This is a genomic window from Holophagales bacterium, assembly GCA_016699405.1.
Classification (GTDB): Bacteria; Acidobacteriota; Thermoanaerobaculia; order Multivoradales; family JAGPDF01; genus JAAYLR01.
In genome coordinates this window covers 2,491,647-2,508,860 of record CP064972.1, presented here as the reverse complement: position 1 = coordinate 2,508,860, position 17,214 = coordinate 2,491,647, and the positions used below count along the sequence as shown (strand labels likewise).

Sequence of the window (17,214 nt, the reverse complement as noted above, 5' to 3'; positions counted from 1 at the left end):
ACGCCGACCAGCCGCACCGCATCAAGTACCGGCCGCTGGTGCGATAGACGACACGAAGGATCTCGTTCTCCAGCCGCAAAGGCTGCGCGCTCGACCGGTTCGTGCTACCTTCTTTGGGTTCCCCACCCACGGAGGTCTCTCGATGCCCATCGTCCCGCTCTCCGCCCTGGTGTTTGCCGGCGCGGCGCTGCTTGCCGGCAGCCCACCGTCCGCTTCACCGGAAACTCAGCCGACGGCCCCAGCCGTCGCCGTCGCCCCCGCCGCCGCTTCCGGCATGGTCGTCTACATCGACCCGGAAACCGGCGGCCTCACCTCGACACCGCCATCCGCCGAAGCCGCCGCCGAGCTGCTCGCTCTCGAGGCCGCGCTCAGCCGCTCCTCCGAGGGTCTCGTCGAGACCACCGCCGCCGACGGTTCGCCGATGATCAACCTGCAGGGCCGCTTTCAGAACGTGCTGATGGCCGGCGTCTCGGCGCACGGCCCGCAGGCCCTCTGCACCACGTCGAAGGTCACCGCGCACGCGGTGATCGCGCCGGCAGCCTCGCCGGCGAAGCCGGCCTTCCTCGGTCGGGAGGAGAAGTAGCCATGCGCCGCCCTCTTCTCGCTATCTCCTCCCTGCTGCTCGCTCTCCTGCTCGGCGGGTCGACGACCGCCGACGCCGCCTCGACGATTACCATCGTCGTCAACGACGGCGCCGGTGAGGGCTTCAACGACCCGACGGCGGTCGCCCCGGTCGGCGGCAACACCGGCACGACGCTCGGCCAGCAGCGGCTCATCGTCTTCCAGAAGGCCGCCGAGATCTGGGGCAACCTGATCAACTCGCCGGTCGAGATCCTCGTCCGTTCGCAGTTCGACGCCCAGACCTGCAGTGCCTCCGGCGCCGTGCTCGGCTCGGCGGGCACGCTCACGATCCATCGCGATTTCACCAACGCCCCGGTGGCCGGCACCTGGTATCACCAGGCGCTCGCCAACTCGCTCGCCGGCAGCGACCTCGACCCGGCGACCCCCGACATCAACGCCACCTTCAACAGCGCGCTCGACACCGGCTGCTTGCCCGGCACGACCGGGTGGTACTACGGCATCGAGCCCGGCGCGCCGACGACACAGATCGCCCTGCTTCCGGTCGTCCTGCACGAGCTCGCGCACGGGCTCGGCTTCGCCAACTTCGTCAACGAGGCAACGGGCGCACAGCAGAGCGGCTTCCCCGACATCTACTCGGTCTTCACCTTCGACGACACGACCGGCCTGTTCTGGACGGCGATGAACGACGCCCAGCGCGTCGCCTCGGCGATCAATACGTTCAACGTCGTGTGGACCGGACCGCGCGTCACCGTCGAGGCCGCCGACTATCTCGGCGACCGCCCCGAGCTCAGCGTCACGGCACCGCCAGCGATCGCCGGCGACAAGATCGCTCAGGCGGCGACCTTCGGAGCCCCGCTGACCAACGTCGGCCTCAGCGGGCCCGTCGCTCTCGTCAACGACGGAGTCGGCACCACCTCGGATGCCTGCGAAGCGATGACCGCCGGCAGCCTCAGCGGCAAGATCGCTCTGATCGACCGCGGCACTTGCACGTTCATCATCAAGGTGAAGAACGCCCAGGACGCCGGCGCGATCGGCGCGATCATCGCCAACAACGCGGCGAGCGGACTGCCCGGGATGGGCGGCACCGACGCGACGATCACCATTCCCTCGCTCGGCATCCAGCAGGCCGACGGCACGGCGATCAAGGGCCAGTTGCCGGCGCCGGGAGTGACCGCCACGCTGCGGACGAACGCTGCCCGACTCGCCGGTGCCGACACGGCCGGCAACGTGTTGCTCAACGCTCCGAATCCGGTCCAGCTCGGCTCGTCGATCTCGCACTTCGATCCGCTGACCACGCCGAACACCCTGATGGAGCCGGCGATCAACGTCGATCTCTTCCGCAAGGTCGACCTGACCAAGGCGCAGCTCGAGGACGTCGGCTGGAAGGTCGTCCGCTTCGCCGACGGTTTCGAGTGGGGCGACAAGACCGCCTGGTCGACGTCGACGCCCTGACGACCGGACGGACGCCGCACTTCCCCTGAACGGCCGGGCAACGCCCGGCCGTTCTCTTCCACCCGGGTGGTCAGCCGAAGACGGCGATCTGCAGGGCGCGGAGACTTTCGAGCAGGGTATCGAGCTGGCGGTGGAGATCGTCGAGCAGCACCTCGGCACCGACGAGATCGTCACCCTTGCGGCGCGCGACGATCTCGCAGCCGAGGTCGTGGGCCTGCTGATGGGCCTCCACCACGGCGGCGAGCTCGGGGCGATGGGCGTGGCGCAACCGGCCCGAGCCGGCGAGCCAGCTGCCGACCGGGCAGCTCGTCGCATCGAGTGGCGGGACGATCGCTCCCGACCCCGAGCGGACGAACGACTCGATCGCCTCGATCCAGTCTTCGTGCTGTCGGCCAGCCAGCAGCAACGGGAGGTCCGAGGCGGCGTACGCTCGCCGTTCGCGGGTGCGCCAGCGCACGTCGGGAACCCACGACGCCGCCCATCCGCGCAACTCCGCAGCGGGCATCGGGTGGGCGATGCCGTGCCCCTGGCCGACCTCGCAACCCAGGCGCAGCAGGGCAAGTCCGTGCTCGACCGTTTCGACGCCCTCGGCGACGATCGTCCTGCCGAAGGCCTCGCCGAGCGCCACCACGCCGTCGACGATCACCAGGTCGCCGGGATCGTGCAGCATGTTGCGGACGAACGACTGGTCGATCTTGAGCGCTTCGACCGGCAGCCGGCGCAGGTAGGTGAGCGAGGAGTAGCCGGTACCGAAGTCGTCGATCGCGAAGCTCACGCCGAGGCGGCGACAGCTCTCGATGACTTCGCTGGCGCGGAAGAGGTCGGTGAGGGCGAACGACTCGAGCACCTCGAACTGGAGCTTGCCGGCCGGGATCGGACCCCGCTCGGCGAGCAGCCGCTCGAGCTTGCGCACGAACCCGTCTTCGAGCAGGTGTCGCGCCACGACGTTGACCGAGACGGTGCACTCGAGCCCTTCGGCACGCCAGGCGAGGAGCTGGTCGAGCGCTGCGGCGATGACCCAATCGCCGAACGCGAGCTCGATATCGGAGCCTTCGAGGTCCGGCAGGAAGTCGCCGGGAAGCAGCAGCCCGCGCTCCGGATGGCGCCATCGCGCCAGGCCCTCGAGCGCCAGCAGCTCGCCGGTCCGCATGTTGACCTCGGGCTGATAGTGCAGCTCGAGCCATGACGATCGAGCGCCTGCCGCAACCGCTCGACCCGCTCGCCGCGCGCCCTCGCCCGCAGGTCGTGGACGGGATCGTAGAGGTGGAAGCGGTTCCGCCCTTCGCGCTTGGCCTGGTACATCGCCTGGTCGGCGTGGCGCAGCAGCTCGTCGAGATCGGCATCGCAGTCCTCGCAGGGACAGGCACCGAGGCTCGCGGTGACGGTCACCCGCTCGGCGGCGGTGATCAGGTCGACGGGTTGCGCGACCACCTCGAGGACGCGCCGCAGGGCCGCCTCGAGATCCCCGACCGTGCCGAGGTCGAGCAGCAAGAGGACGAACTCGTCGCCGCCGAGACGGGCGACGGTGTCCCCGCCGCGCAGCGACTCGGTGAGCCGTCGAGCGATCGCCACCAGCAGCTCGTCGCCGGCGGCGTGCCCGAAGCGGTCGTTGATCGGCTTGAAGGCGTCGAGGTCGAGGTAGGCGACCGCCATGAAGTTGCCGCTGCGGCGACCGTGGGCGCGCGCCTGCGCCATCCGGTCGGTCAACAGGACACGATTCGGCAGACCCGTCAGCGGATCGTGGTGCGCGAGACGCTGGAGCCTCCTGCTCCTGGCGCTTGAGCCGGCTGATGTCGGAGAAGACCGCGACGTAGCGCACGACCGCCCCGTCGGCGTCGCGGACCGCCGAGATGCTCAACCACTCCGGGTAGATCGAGCCGTCCTTGCGCCGGTTCCACACCTCGTCGCTCCAGCGACCCGAGCTCGCCAGGGCCTCCCACATCTCGCGGAAGTACTCGGGATGGTGTCTGCCGGAGTTGAGCAGGCGCGTGCTCTGGCCGAGCGCCTCGTCGCGCGTGTAGCCGGTGATCGCGGTGAAGGCCGGGTTGACGTCGAGGATCGTGCCGCGCGGGTCGGTGATGATCGCCCCTTCCCGCAGGTTCTCGAAGACGCTCGCCAGGAGACGGAGTCGATCCTCGGCGGCGATGCGCTCGGTCACGTCGAGGCTGAGGCCGATCAGCCCGGTGACCGCACCCGCCTCGTCGGTCAGGCGCAGCTTGAGAATCTCGATCTCGTGCAGCCTGCCGTCGGTGAAGCGGACGTGCTCGCGCGAAGTGTGCAGACCGGGGTGGGCCAGCGCCGCGGCGTCCGACGCCATGCAGCGCGCCGCCGTCTCCGGCTCGTAGAGCTCGGAGTAGTGGGGCGCGGCGAGGAACTGCTCCTCGCCGATCCCCACGGCGTCACAGTAGGTCTTGTTGACGAACGCCAGATGTCCGTCGGCGCGCAGCAGCCAGATGCCGATCGGCGCGTGGTCGATGATCGCCCGGAAGATGTCCCCATCCGGCGCGACGGTGCCCCCCAACGGCTGCCGACCCGGCGACCCAGGCTCGCCCATTGCCTGCGCATGGTACGACACCTGCGCCCCCCGCGCGCGACCGTCCAGATTCGCCCCGGCTTCCTCCGCGCTGGTGTGACCACGGATTGGGAAGACCCGTGCCGTGACACCGTCTCGCGGCGCCTCGCGGACGACTGGCCGTTGGCCGTAACATTGGGATCAACGACCCTTGGCGCGTCATCTTTCGCGTGACCGGCGCACGCCCTGACGAAGTCGAGATCCAGGACGACCACTGAGGTGACGCAATGAGTTTCACGACGATCCGCCGGATGCCGACGAGCCCCGGGGAGATCCTCCGCGAGGAGTACCTGGTTCCGTTGGAGATGACCCAGAAGCAGTTGGCGGACCACCTCGGCTGCGACGTGAAGGTCGTCAACCGCATCGTCAACGGCCGCAGCGCGGTCACCGCGACGGTGGCACTGAAGCTCGCCGCCACCTTCCGCACCACACCGGAGCTTTGGCTGAACGCCCAGAAGGCCGTCGACCTCTACCGCGCCGCTCGCACCCTCGGCGCGCTGCCCAAGCCGCTGCTCGAGGCCGGCTGAGCCGGGAAACTCCAGCTCGGTTCGTCGCGAGACGGCGCAGATGGCTTAGGCACCGCTCTGCTGGAAGCCGGAGTGGGTGCCGGCGGTGCTGTTGAGTGCAGAGATCGGGAGCTCGGAGAGCTCGAGCTCTTCGCGGCTCAGGGCAACCGACGAGACGGCGGCGCGCAGCATCTCCCGCCGCACAGCCTCGTAGCGCCCGAACCAGACCGGCTCGGCATCACGCCAGACCATCTCGGGTGCGTTCTTGCTCAGCGCGAAGCTCACCTGCATGCGAACGAGATCCTCGAGCTCCGCCTTCGCCTCCTCGAAGGTCTCACCGTAGCCGCGCAGATCCATCTCGAGCGCGAGCGCGACCCACTCGCCTTCCTCGCGGTAGCCGAGAATCCGCAGCGCCAAGCCGTCGGGAGATGCTCTCTGGACATCCGCCATGACGCACCTCCTGCACTTTGGCCGACACGGAGCCCGCGCCCGACCCCAACGATCCTAACGCACCACGCTCCAGCACCTCGCGGACTCGGCCCGGGTCACCACCGCGAGCCCAACCGCCACCAGACTGTCGAGCGCGGCAGCGAGCGGGACGTCCTTGGCACCTTGGAGCGCCGCCTTCGCCGCAGCGAGGTCGAGAGCACCGCGCTCGGCGAGGAGGTCGCGCACCGCGGCGATCTGCCCGGGGAGGTCCTTCGGCCAGCGACGCCGGTCGCCAGCCCCACCGGTCTCGCCGCCAGGCGACTTCGCACCCTTCTTCACCTTCACCGCGGTCCCCGGCAGCTCGTCCTGCACCGCGGTTCCACCGCCACCGGGGTTCTGAAACTCGGGCCGCAGCCAGCGCACGAGACCGCGCCTCTCTTCTTCGGCGCGCTCGTGATTGAGCGCCACCAGCCGCTCGAGGATCTCCTCGTCGGAGAGCGTCGCCGGCCACCCGTAGGCCGCGAACACCGACGCGTCGATCTCGTCGTGGATCTGCTTCAAGACCGACACCAACCCCTGCTCGTGGATCACCTTCTCCTTCGCCGTCAGCGCCTCCCCACTCCGCAGCTTCTCGAGCACGTTGTACATCCCCGTGATCGTCAACCCCGGATGCTCCGCCAGACGGGCCGTGATGTGCACTTCGAGACCATCATTTTCTCCTGTGGGTGGGACCGAGTGCCCAGGCAGAGCCGCGGTTGCCGACCATCGAGGCACTACCTCTGCGGTGCTAGCATCTGGCTCGCCAACCGAGTGCCTGAGGATGAACGACATGCGCACGACATTCGCCATACTCCCTTCGCTCGCAGTGGGAGCCGTTAGCGTTCTCGCCGCATCGGCTTCGTCCCAGCCGCTCCGTGTCTCTCCACTTCTTACGGCGAACGTCGCCAACTACGAGTACCCATGGCCGCTTCGAGTAGTGCCAACGGCCGACGACGGATTCCTCCTCTTCTGGCACGACTGGATCGAGAGCGAGAGGGTGAGCGTCGTCATGTCGAAGCGCTTCGACTCACACGGCCAGCCGGCCGGGCCGGCAACGCGCGTATCGGACCGCCCGCTCGACACGTCCGGAGCGCGCTGGGAGATGGTGAGCGTTGTCGAGGATCAACGCGGCGGATTCCAGCTCGCGTGGCAAGTGGATTCGGGAGACCTCGCCGGCGACTTCGCCGTGAGAATGCTCTCTTCTGCCGGCGTGCCAGTAGGTGCCTCTCAGCTCTGGCTTCACACCGTCGCGCCGACAGGTTCCCTGTGGCGACTCGGAACCAGCTCCCGAGCGATTCTGTGGAGTCCGTTTCACGACCCAGGCCGGAGCCTCAAGGTCTCCTGCTTCTCCGAGGACGGAGTTCCGACCGGAACGGCAGAGCTCGCCCCGCTCCGAGAAGGCGTCCTCCCCATCGCTCAGACATTCTTGCCTGACGCCGAGGGAGGCGTAGCCTTCTGGGCAGAGAGGGCAGGGGAACCCATCCAAACGGTGTTCGCCAGCCGGGTCTCGTCCGAATGCCGCGTCGAAACCGGCCCTGTTCCAGTGTCCGCGTCTAACGACGACCTCTTGATCTTCGGTCACTTGGCGGCCGCGGCAGATCGAGGCTCTCAGCAAATCCTCCTGACCGTGCCCACGGCGGAGGGCCTCAAGGCACAGGTCGTCCTTCCGAACCCACTGGCGGCGTCGCCGCTTCCGCCGCTCCTCCTCGACGACAGAAGAGGCCACCATCCCGCTGTCTCGCCGCTCGCAGACAGCGGGTTTCTTGTGTCGAAGATGCTTCAGGAGTATTCCCGAATGAACGTGTGGGTCCAGAGGGTCAGGATCGACGAATCCGGCCTCTTGGCCGAACCGCACGAATCGTTGACGGCCAATGCAGAAGAAGAGTACAACGGCATGCCGACTCTGACTGCTTTCCCTTCCGGCAAGCTCCTTCTTGCCTGGGCTCGGCACCACTCAAATGAGTACGGCCAAGTTACCGGTCAGACCTCCATCGTCGGCAACTTCCTTGCCGAGCAGTGCCAGACGGGACCCGGCATCCTGTGCATCGACTCGGTTGCCGGCGACGGCGCTTTCCGCTTGGCGATCGACTTCTCCACGACTCAGGGTGGCGGGCTATCGGGGCGAGCGAGCGCGATCCCACTCGCTCCGCTCGGAGTAACTCGTGGTGGCCTGTTTTGGTTCTTCGGCGCGGACAATCCAGAAGTGCTCGCCAAGGTGCTGGACGGCTGTGCCATCAACGGCAAGCACTGGTTCTTCTCCTCGGCCGGAACCAACGTCGGCTATCGGCTGACGCTACTCGACACGCGAACCGGCGCCTCGAAGACCTACGCGAACCGGGACCTAGTGGAGGCCGTCCCTATTCAGGATTCCTCCGCCCTCCCGTGCCCTGCGCCGCCGAACTAACCTCCGGGCCAATGGAGGAGATGTGAGGTGGGGGGACCGCTCGGCAGCGCCTGGTACCTCGGCCCCCTACCCAACGGTCAGCCAGCGCCGCGAGGGCCCATCACCGCTCGCCACCGCGAGACCGAGAGCGGCAAGGCTCTCGAGGGCAGCGACGACTGCTGCCGACTTGGCGCCACGGAAGGCGGCGCGAGCCTCGGCAAGGTCGAGACTGCGGGCGCGCACGAGGAGGTCGCGCACGACCGCAACCTGGGAGGGAATCTCCTTGGGCCATGGCGCCGGACCGGCCCGCCCCTCCTCAAGGCTGTCGGCCGCCACGCCCCGCCCCGGCTTCTTCTTCGCCCCGCTCACCCCCGGCAGCTCGTCCTGCACGGCGGTTCCACCGCCACCGGGGTTCTGAAACTCGGGCCGCAGCCAGCGCACGAGGCCGCGCTTCTCTTCTTCGGCCCGCTCGTGATTGAGCGCCACCAGCCGCTCGAGGATCTCCTCGTCGGAGAGCGTCGCCGGCCACCCGTACGCCGCGAACACTGCCGCGTCGATCTCGTCGTGGATCTGCTTCAAGACCGACACCAGCCCCTGCTCGTGGATGACCTTCTCCTTCGCCGTCAACGCCTCGCCACTGCGCAGCTTCTCGAGCACGTTGTACATCCCCGTGATCGTCAGCCCCGGATGCTCCGCCTGCCTCGCCTTTCGGTGTGCGTCCAACTGCTCCCCGAGGGAGGACAACAGCGAAGACGTCTGGGTGGCGAGGATTGGGAACGGGAACGTGCCGAAGCAGTCGCTGTGGTTGTAGTTCGGCCGGTCCTCCAGAAAGGCTCCTGTGCGAGACGCCCACAACTCGTGAAGGCGAGACGACAAGATGGCGAGTGAGACGCCGTCGGCCAGCCCGATAGCGATGATCTTGGCGTCAGGAAGGATCTGGGCATCTAGAAAGACGAAGACTCGATGACGCGCGGTTCGGCACGTGGCGATGAACCTGTCGAGACTCCGATTTGCTCGGCGCAGGCCCTCTCTCACCTTGGCGAACTGCCACCATCGCACTGCGTACTCGGCCGCGTCGCGGTTCTTCGGTCCGTTCGCCAAGCGCTCGGGGCGAACCTCGTCCGCGATCTTCTGGAACAGCGCAGGGAATCGATTCCGCGACTCACCCTCGGATAGACCGCTGAAATCGATAATGAAGCGTTCGCGCGGAGTCTGCACCAAGTCTTTGCCGATCAGATAGGGCCGCACGACTGAGGGCAGCTTCGAAGCGTTCAGGCCGAGGCCCGCCAGCTGATCGGGCTCGATTCGGAAGCCCTCCCCAAGCGGAGTCACACCCATGAAGGCGATCCCTCGATTCGCGTTGAGGGAAACTGCCGAAACGACATCCGCACCGACAGTCAAGTCCGCATGAACTCGGCCGGCCCGAACCCCCAGCCGGAGGCTGAACGCCTCGTCCGCTCCGGCAACCTCTTCTTCTACCCAGACAGCCCTTCCGTCTTTCCTCCCGCCCTCGCCAACCGTCATCGCGACGCGCACAGCGGCGCCGTCGACGGAGTCCACCCACGGATGGTCGGGAATGGCGAAGACGATCGACATCCCTCCTTCACCCAGACGTCTTTCCACCACCTTGCGATTGAACACCTGCGTGATCGAGTTCGTCGTAATCAAACCAAACCGTCTTGTCTTCCCCGCGGCAACGAGCGACGCCGCGCGGTCCCACCAGTACATGACGTAGTCGGCGGTCTCGGGGACGTCGGTGTGCGCGGCACGGAGCGCTTCGACGTAGCCGTCGCCGAGGGCGGTGCGCATGCGCTTGTTGCCGATGTACGGCGGGTTGCCGACGATGAAGTCGGCCGGGGGCCAGGCGGCGGGGCGCGGGTTCTTGTAGGTGTAGACGGGCATGCGCGCGCTGTCGTCGGGGATCGGCTCGCCGGTGACCGGGCTGGGCTTGGTCGTCACACCGTCCCAGCGCGTGATCGGCACGCCGTGCTCGTCGCGCGCCAGCTCCGGCTCGCCGTCCCAGGCGAGCACGGCGTCGCGACACTCGATGTTGTGGTAGTCGCGCAGCACCGGCTCGGGGATCGTGCTCGCCTCGCCGGTCTGCCGCACTTGCCATTGCAGGTAGCCGATCCACAGCACCAGCTCGGCGATCTCCTTGGCCCACGGCTTCACCTCGATGCCGCGGAACTGCTCCGGGGTGACGCGGAAACTCTGAAGCTCGAGACCGAGCTGCTTGTAGCCGAGGCCGGCGAGCTCGGCGAGCACCTCCGTCTCGAGCCGCTTGAAGAGATCGAGCGTCACGTAGAGGAAGTTGCCGGTGCCGCAAGCCGGATCGAGCACACGGACCTTGCAGAGCCCCTGGTGGAAGTCGCGCACCCGCCCTTGCGCCTCCTCGACCTTGCCGGTCTCGACGAGCTGGCGCACCTCGGCGCGCACCAGGTCCCAATCGCCGCGCAGCGGCTCCTCGATCGTCGGCTTGACCAGGCGCTCGACATAGGCGCGCGGCGTGTAGTGCGCGCCGAGTCGATGCCGCTCGGTCGGGTCGAGGGCGCGTTCGAGCAGCGTGCCGAAGATCGACGGATCGACCGCGGCCCAGTCGCTCGCTGCGGCCTCGGCGAGCAGATGCAACTGCTTGGCCGAGAGCGGCAGCGCCTTGCTCTCGGCGAACAGCCCGCCGTTGAAGCGCAGCAGCCGGCCGGCCACGGTGTCGCGCCCCTCGTCCATGTCGCGCCAGAGCACCGAGACGCCGCCCGGAAACGAGGCCGGATTGGGTAGCCAGTACTCGTCAAGGTACTTCGAGAAGAGCTTGCCGGGCAGCAGCCCGACGTCCTCGGCGAACATGGTGAAGAGGCAGCGCATCAGGAACTCGGCGACGACGCGCGGATCGTGCCCGGCGGTCTCGAGCTCCCGCGCCAGCCCGGCGATCTTCGCGGCCACTTCGCGGGTGACCCGTGCCTGATGGCGCGCGGGATCGAGCGACAATGGATCGAGCCAGAGCGCGCGCAGGAACGGCAGGTGCCGCGCGAGGTCGACAAAGTAGAGCCGCTTGCGGAAGCCGTCGGGAAACGGTCGATAGGCACCCGAGCCGTCGAAGGCGGCGTGTACATCGAGGCAGTGCCCGAGGTCGCAGACCAGGACGAACGGCGGCGGCTCGGGAAGGCTCCGCGCGTAGCCGAGCGCCTGGCCGCAGGCGGCGTTCATCGCCTGCTCCCACGCCGGCGAGCCGCGCTTGCTCGCTTCGATCTGCTTGGCCTCGAGCACGAAACAGCCGGCGCGGTAGAGGTCGATCTTGCCGATCGAGGTGCGGTCCTCGCGCGACCGCGCGACGCTCTTCTCGAAGACGTAGGTGTCCTGCTCGTCGTCCTTGGTCGTCGGGCGGGGCCGTTCGACCCCGAGGACGTCGCAGAGGTCCGAGAGAAAGAGGTCCTTGTTGGCCCGCTCCGCGCCACCGGCGCTGCGCCACTTCGAGAGGAGCTGGTCGATCGTCATGACAACAGAGCCTACCCGACCTCGGAGCTCCTCGCTGCTTGACCTGGCGTACGCAAACCCGTACGCTGCGTGCCGGAGGCAGAGAGCGATGCGGAGCATCAGCACGACGAAGGCACGGGAGGCGCTCTATCGGCTGGTCGACGAAGTGGCCGAATCGAGCGAGCCGGTGACGATCGTCGGCAAGCGCGGCAACGCGGTGCTGGTCGCCGAAGAGGATTGGCGGGCGATCGGCGAGACGCTCCATCTGCTCTCGATCCCCGGCCTGCGGGAGTCAATCCGCGCCGGGATGGCCGAGCCGCTGGCCGATTCGTCCGACGAGCCGGGCTGGTGAGCGCGCGCTGGCGCGTCGTCTTCACGCGGCAGGCGCAAAAGGACGCGCGACGGATCGCCGAAGCCGGCCTGCGCCCGCGGGTCGAACGTCTGCTCGCGCTGCTCGCTCGCAACCCCTTCGCCAGCCCGCCTCCGTACGAGAAGCTCCTCGGCGATCTTGCCGGTGCCTGCTCGCGACGGATCAACCTCCAGCATCGACTCGTGTACGAGGTGTTGTCGAAGGAGCGCGTCGTCCGCGTCCTGCGGATGTGGACGCACTACGAGTAGCCCCGACTCTCCTCTTGCACCCGCCGACCGATCGGCGCACCATACTCGGAAAGGGGAACAGGAGTGGAGGGTCGGATGCGTGCAGCGACTCGCTTCGCCGTTTGTCTGTTTGCCCCGGTCGCCGCACTCGCCGTGGCACCCGCCACCTTCGCCGAGGCGATGGGCGAGATTCACCCGGCCGAGACGCGCACCGGGAGCTTCGCCACCGCGACCGAGGTCGACACCTTCACGTTCAGCGGCAGCGCCGGGCAGGTCGTGCTGCTGATGATGAGCGCCGAGTCGCCGGGCACCAACGAGCCGCGCCTCGACCTGCGTTCGCCGAGCAACGTGCTCGTCGCCTCGACGCACTTCTTCAACACCACCGAGATCGGTCCGCAGGTGCTGCCGGAGAACGGGGTGTACACCGTCGAGGCCCGTCTCTGGGCAGGATCGAACGGAACCTACAGTCTCTCGTTGCTGATCTTCGGCGGCGCGACGACCTCGACGGCCGACGGCGACGGTGGCGAGATGCAATCGGCCGAGACGGTCAGCGGCACGATGGACTGGCGCGCCGACACGGACGCCTGGACCTTCGACGGCACGGCCGGAACCGGCGTGATCGTCACGATGAGCCGCGAGAGCGGCGGCACGAGCTTCGAACCGCGCATCCGCCTCTACGATCCGACGGGAGCCCTCGAGGCGAGCGCCTTCGGCTCGGCGACGGCGACCGTCGAGAGTTGGACGCTCTTGCAGAACGGCCTCTACACTCTCGTCACCACCTACCGCTCGGGCACGGCTCCCGGGCCCTACAGCCTGTCGCTTCTCCTCCTGCCCGGCCCCACCGTCTCGCCGAGCGATCCCGACGGCGGCGTCCTCGCCTCCGGCGGGGCCGCGCCAGGCACGCTCGACCGTCGCGCCGACACCGACGCCTTCGCCCTCGTGGGGCATGCCGGAGAGACCGTCACCTTGACGATGACCGGAAGCTGCGGCGCCCTGACACTCGAGCCGCTGGTGCGACTGGTCGCTCCCACCGGCGTCGTCGAGGTAAGCCAGTTCGGCTCGGGCACCGCACAGATCACCGCGCATCCTCTCGCCCTGACGGGGGCCTACACCGCGGTGGCGAGCCGCTGGTCGGGCACACCTCCGTGCACCTACACGATGAGCTTCGCCAAGAGCCCGCCCGCGACCGTTCTCTCCTGCACGGCGGCAGCGGCGGTCGTGGGCTACACCGGCGGGTGGTCCGGCTCGGTCTCCGGAGGGAGCGCTCCGTATGCCTGGTCCTGGTGGTTCGGCGATGGCGGCGGATCGACCGAGGCCGAGCCGTTTCACCTCTACCCGCCCCCCGCTCGCACCTACGCCTGGCAGTTGATCGTGCGCGACGCCAACGGCGAGGCCTGCGTGCGCCAGGGCCTGCTCCAGACGCCGAGCAACGCGGTCTTCAGTGACGCGTTCGAGTCGGGAACCCTCGCCCGCTGGCACGCCTCCTCGTCCTGACGCTCGCGGCGACCGCCGCAAACGAAACGGCCGGGCTCCCTCCCGGCCGTTTCCACGACGAGTCGACCGACGCGCCTCCGCCAGGCGCGCCGGGGGCGGATCAGAACGTGCAGCCGTACGCCTGCATCGCCGGAGCGGCTGCGGTTTCGGCAGCCTTGCAGGCGGCAGCGAGACCCGCCTTGCCGTTCGGATCGACGGCGACCGCCTTCCAGGTGGCGACCGTCTGATCGAACGCGGCCTGGTACTGCGCGCGCGCCGCCTCGGGCACCTTGGAGGCAATGCAGTCCATGTACTTGCGGATGTACTGGTCGCACTCCGCGACTCCCGTCGAGGCGACGCTCGGGCCGCCACCGGTGGGTGCGGCGGCGACGGCTCCGCCACCGACCGGCGCCGCGGCGTTGCCACCGCTCTTGCTGCAACCGACAGCGGAAATCACCAGGGCGAAGACGAACGACGACACGAGCAACTGGCGCATGAGCACTCTCCTTCGAGTCTGGGCCGCGCCTCTCGGGCAACGGCCGCGTGGCACTCCCGGAGCCCCTCGGACGCCGCCGATCGGCGCCCCGCTGCCGCGCTCTCGTGCCCCTCGGCCGCCCACCCTTCCCACCCGCACCGCGCACGCGACGATGGAATCTCCGTCGCTGAGGGATACGGGGTCGCGACGCGCCCGGGGACACCGCCGCCAACCGGGTCGCGGTTCGGCGGACGGCGATCGGGCCTCGCCGATCGCCGGTCCGGCCCGATCCAGATCCGGCGAGTCTTTACATCCCCGACACGAGCCCCTACGCTCCTCGGGGAGGCCGCGGAGTCCGCCCGCCTCGGCCGCTCACTTCCGGGGGGAAGCGAACGACACGCGGACCTCGCTGGAGCGGCCGGATCGGGAGTCGATCGGCCTGCAAGGAACCGCCGAGGGAGCGCGCGTTGCCGATGCCACCGACCCACTCGTCGTTCGTCTCGCGCATCCGCGATTCGCGCACGCTCGACCGCCTCCCCTGGCTGGTGCTGGCGACCACCTTGGGCCTGGCCCTGCTGCTCGCCCAGCGCGAACAGCGCGCGAACGAGCGCGAGGTGGAGGAAGGCCTCGAGGAGCACGTGCGGGAGGTGGCGGAGCGGATCGACGACCGCATGGCCGCCTACGAACAGGTGCTGCGCGGCACGGTCGGCCTCTTCGCCTCGTCGGACGAGGTCACGCGGCGCGAGTTCCGTGACTATGTCGGAGCGCTTCGCCTCGGAAACGACTACCGCGGCATCCAGGCCGTCGGATTCGCCAAGCGAATCGCCGCCGAGGAGAAGGACCGGCACGTGGCCGCCGTGCGCGCCGAAGGCTTCGTCGACTATTTCATCCGGCCGACCGGCGAGCGACCGGCCTACAGTCCGGTCGTCTTCATCGAGCCGTTCAGCGGGCGGAACCTGCGGGTGTTCGGATTCGACCTGCTCTCCGAGGCGAAGCGACGGGAGTGCGCCGAACAGGCACGCGATGCCGGTCGAGCCAAGCTCACCGGCAAGGTGACACTGCAACAGGAGACGCACGACGACGTCCAGGCCGGGGCGATCATGATGATGCCGGTCTATCGCGGGGCGATCGTTCCGGACACCGTCGAGGCCAGACGAGCGGCGATCGCCGGCTGGGTCTTCGGCACGTTCCGGATGGGCGACCTGATGAGCGGCATCCTCGGCGACGACGACCGGCAGATCGCCATCGAGCTGTTCGACGGACCGGCCCTGACGCCCGAGACCCGCCTCTTCCGCAGCCATCCGGGTCCGCCGGGCAGCGGCCCCGGGGCGGGGCGCCTCAAAGTCCTGCCGCTGACTGTCGGCGGGCGCACCTGGAGCCTCGCCGTCTCGTCCCAACCGGGGCTCGAGGTGAGCTACGCGTCGGGACGAGTCGCGCTCGTCGCCGCCGCGGGCGGGCTCACCAGCCTGCTGCTGACCGCGCTCACCTGGTCGCTGGTGCGCGCCCGCCGGCGGGCGATCGAGGCAGCCGACGCGATCCGAAGGAGCGAGGCGCGCTTTCGCAGCACTTTCCATCTGCCGCTCGTCGGGTTGGCCATCACCTCGCCGCAGATGGGCTGGCTCGAGGTCAACGACCAGCTCTGCGAGCTTCTCGGCTACTCCCGCGACGAGATGGCGGACCTGACCTGGGGCCTGCTCACCCATCCCGACGACCTCGCCGCCGATCTCGCGCAGCTCCGCCGGGTGCTCGCCGGCGAGATCGACTCCTACTCGCTCGAGAAGCGTTTCCTCCGCAAGGGCGGCGGCATCCTCTGGTCGCTCGTTTCGGTCGGCTGCGTGCGCAGAGCGGACGGCTCGGTCGATTTCATGGTCGGGCTGCTCAAGGACATCTCGAAGCGCAAGGCGATCGAAGCGGAGCTGCAACGCGAGCGCGACCTGTTGCGCGAGGCCGAGGCGATCGGCCAGGTCGGCTCGATCGAGTGGGACGTGGCGACCGGCCGCTGGACGGCCTCGGACGAATTCCGCAAGATCTACGGCTTCTCGCCGGGCGAGCCGATCCGCACCGGCCATCTGCTCGCGCTCGTCCACCCGGACGACAAGAGCCGGGTCGACAAGGCAATCCGCGACTACCTCGCAGGCAGCGAGCAGAACGAGGTGGAGCACCGGATCGTCCGGCGGTCGGACGGCGTCGTACGTTGCGTCCACGCACGCGGCGTGGCGATCCGCGATGCGGCCGGGCGCCCGGTCCGCGTCGTCGGCGTGTCGCAGGACATCACCGAGCGCAAGCGGGCGGAAGAGGAGGTCCGTGAGCTCAATCGCGAGCTGGAGAGCCGTGTCGCCACGCGCACGGCCGAGCTGCGCTCGGCGCTCGAGGAGATGGAGTCGTTCTCCTACAGCGTCGCCCACGACCTGCGCGCGCCGGTGCGGGCGATCGACGGCTATGCCGGCCTGCTCGAGGAGCAGGTCGCCGCCCTCGGCGACGAGGAGGCGCAGCGCCTTCTCGGCTCACTGCGTTCGAGCTCGCGTCGCATGGGCCGGCTGATCGACGACCTGCTGAACTTCTCGCGCACCGGGCGTCTCGACCTGCATCTTGGGCGCGTCGAGATGACCGAGCTGGCGCTCCGGGTGGCGGCCGAGTGCCTCCCGGCCAGCGGCGGTGAGCGGTACGAAATCCGCGTCGCCGAGCTCCCGCCGGCGCAGGCTGACGCTCGACTGATCGAAGTCGTGTTGCGCAACCTGGTCGCCAACGCCTTCAAGTTCGCCTCGCCGCGCGAGCGTCCCGTCATCGAGATCGGCAGCCACGAGGCCGACGGCGTCGTCGAGTATTTCGTGCGCGACAACGGCGTCGGCTTCGACCCGCGCTACGCCCACAAGCTCTTCGGCGTCTTCCAGCGCCTGCACTCCGCCGAGGAGTTCGAAGGCACGGGGATCGGCCTCGCCCTCGTCGGCAAGATCGTCGGCCGCCACGGCGGCCGAGTGCGGGCCGAGGGCGAGCTCGACCGCGGCGCCACCTTCGCCTTCACCCTGCGCGAGAGCTGAAGCCGCCTGGTGGCCGAGGGGTGGGCGCCGGCCGCGAGTCGCCGGCAGCGGCGCCTCGTCGCCGCGCGCCGAGAGGGCGAGCGGCCCCGCCGGCATGGTTTCACCAGCCCGATCACCGCCGGGGGGACCCGGGCGGATCGCACGGGTCGCGCCCTCCGTGTGAACCCCTCCATTCGTGGATGCTCGCCATGCGGCTAGGT

Annotated in this window: 13 protein-coding genes; 8 read left to right on the top strand and 5 right to left on the bottom strand. The window is 68.9% G+C overall.

The genetic code is table 11. The annotated features are described in order from the left end of the window. Positions 1–142: 142 nt before the first annotated feature. Both IPJ17_10390 and IPJ17_10385 read left to right on the top strand, forming a co-directional pair. On the top strand, positions 143–583 hold the full coding sequence (locus IPJ17_10390; protein ID QQR75949.1) for a hypothetical protein: 441 nt from the start codon (positions 143–145) through the stop codon (positions 581–583). 2 nt (positions 584–585) lie between these two features. Next, entirely contained in the window at positions 586–2,034 is a 1,449-nt protein-coding gene (locus IPJ17_10385) for a peptidase (GenBank protein ID QQR75948.1), read from the top strand. A 70-nt stretch (positions 2,035–2,104) separates the two neighbouring features. On the opposite strand, the gene IPJ17_10380 is transcribed toward IPJ17_10385, so the two are convergent. Beyond that, positions 2,105–4,588 (bottom strand): EAL domain-containing protein, encoded by a 2,484-nt coding sequence (locus tag IPJ17_10380; GenBank protein QQR75947.1) that lies wholly within the window; start codon positions 4,586–4,588, stop codon positions 2,105–2,107. A gap of 245 nt (positions 4,589–4,833) precedes the next feature. On the opposite strand from IPJ17_10380, the gene IPJ17_10375 reads away from it, so the two are divergent. Further along, entirely contained in the window at positions 4,834–5,133 is a 300-nt protein-coding gene (locus IPJ17_10375; GenBank protein ID QQR75946.1) for a HigA family addiction module antidote protein, read from the top strand. 45 nt (positions 5,134–5,178) lie between these two features. On the opposite strand, the gene IPJ17_10370 is transcribed toward IPJ17_10375, so the two are convergent. Together IPJ17_10370 and IPJ17_10365 are read right to left on the bottom strand one after the other, a co-directional pair. Further along, a complete protein-coding gene (locus IPJ17_10370) occupies positions 5,179–5,562 on the bottom strand; it encodes a hypothetical protein (protein ID QQR75945.1) in 384 nt (127 codons plus the stop codon). A gap of 54 nt (positions 5,563–5,616) precedes the next feature. Further along, positions 5,617–6,240, bottom strand: a complete 624-nt coding sequence (locus tag IPJ17_10365) for a hypothetical protein (protein ID QQR75944.1) — start codon at positions 6,238–6,240, stop codon at positions 5,617–5,619. Between the two features lie 121 nt (positions 6,241–6,361). Here IPJ17_10365 and IPJ17_10360 point away from each other — a divergent pair, with 121 nt between their 5' ends. Further along, positions 6,362–7,984: a hypothetical protein gene (locus IPJ17_10360; protein QQR75943.1), complete on the top strand. Its 1,623-nt coding sequence runs from the start codon at positions 6,362–6,364 to the stop codon at positions 7,982–7,984. A 66-nt stretch (positions 7,985–8,050) separates the two neighbouring features. Here the strand turns inward: IPJ17_10360 and IPJ17_10355 are convergent, their stop codons facing one another. Next, positions 8,051–11,452 carry a class I SAM-dependent DNA methyltransferase gene (locus IPJ17_10355; protein ID QQR75942.1) on the bottom strand — a complete coding sequence of 1,134 codons (3,402 nt, stop codon included), beginning with the start codon at positions 11,450–11,452 and terminating at the stop codon, positions 8,051–8,053. Positions 11,453–11,540: 88 nt separating this feature from the next. Here IPJ17_10355 and IPJ17_10350 point away from each other — a divergent pair, with 88 nt between their 5' ends. From IPJ17_10350 to IPJ17_10340, 3 genes are all read left to right on the top strand, one after another. After that, complete coding sequence (locus tag IPJ17_10350) at positions 11,541–11,783, top strand: type II toxin-antitoxin system Phd/YefM family antitoxin (protein ID QQR75941.1); 243 nt, start codon at positions 11,541–11,543, stop codon at positions 11,781–11,783. Next, a complete protein-coding gene (locus IPJ17_10345) occupies positions 11,780–12,049 on the top strand; it encodes a Txe/YoeB family addiction module toxin (protein QQR75940.1) in 270 nt (89 codons plus the stop codon). Before IPJ17_10350 ends, IPJ17_10345 begins: the two co-directional genes overlap by 4 nt. A gap of 75 nt (positions 12,050–12,124) precedes the next feature. After that, positions 12,125–13,522 carry a hypothetical protein gene (locus tag IPJ17_10340; protein QQR75939.1) on the top strand — a complete coding sequence of 466 codons (1,398 nt, stop codon included), beginning with the start codon at positions 12,125–12,127 and terminating at the stop codon, positions 13,520–13,522. A gap of 100 nt (positions 13,523–13,622) precedes the next feature. On the opposite strand, the gene IPJ17_10335 is transcribed toward IPJ17_10340, so the two are convergent. Then, on the bottom strand, positions 13,623–13,997 hold the full coding sequence (locus IPJ17_10335; GenBank protein QQR75938.1) for a hypothetical protein: 375 nt from the start codon (positions 13,995–13,997) through the stop codon (positions 13,623–13,625). A gap of 452 nt (positions 13,998–14,449) precedes the next feature. Here IPJ17_10335 and IPJ17_10330 point away from each other — a divergent pair, with 452 nt between their 5' ends. Next, on the top strand, positions 14,450–17,014 hold the full coding sequence (locus tag IPJ17_10330; protein QQR75937.1) for a CHASE domain-containing protein: 2,565 nt from the start codon (positions 14,450–14,452) through the stop codon (positions 17,012–17,014). Positions 17,015–17,214: the final 200 nt, after the last annotated feature.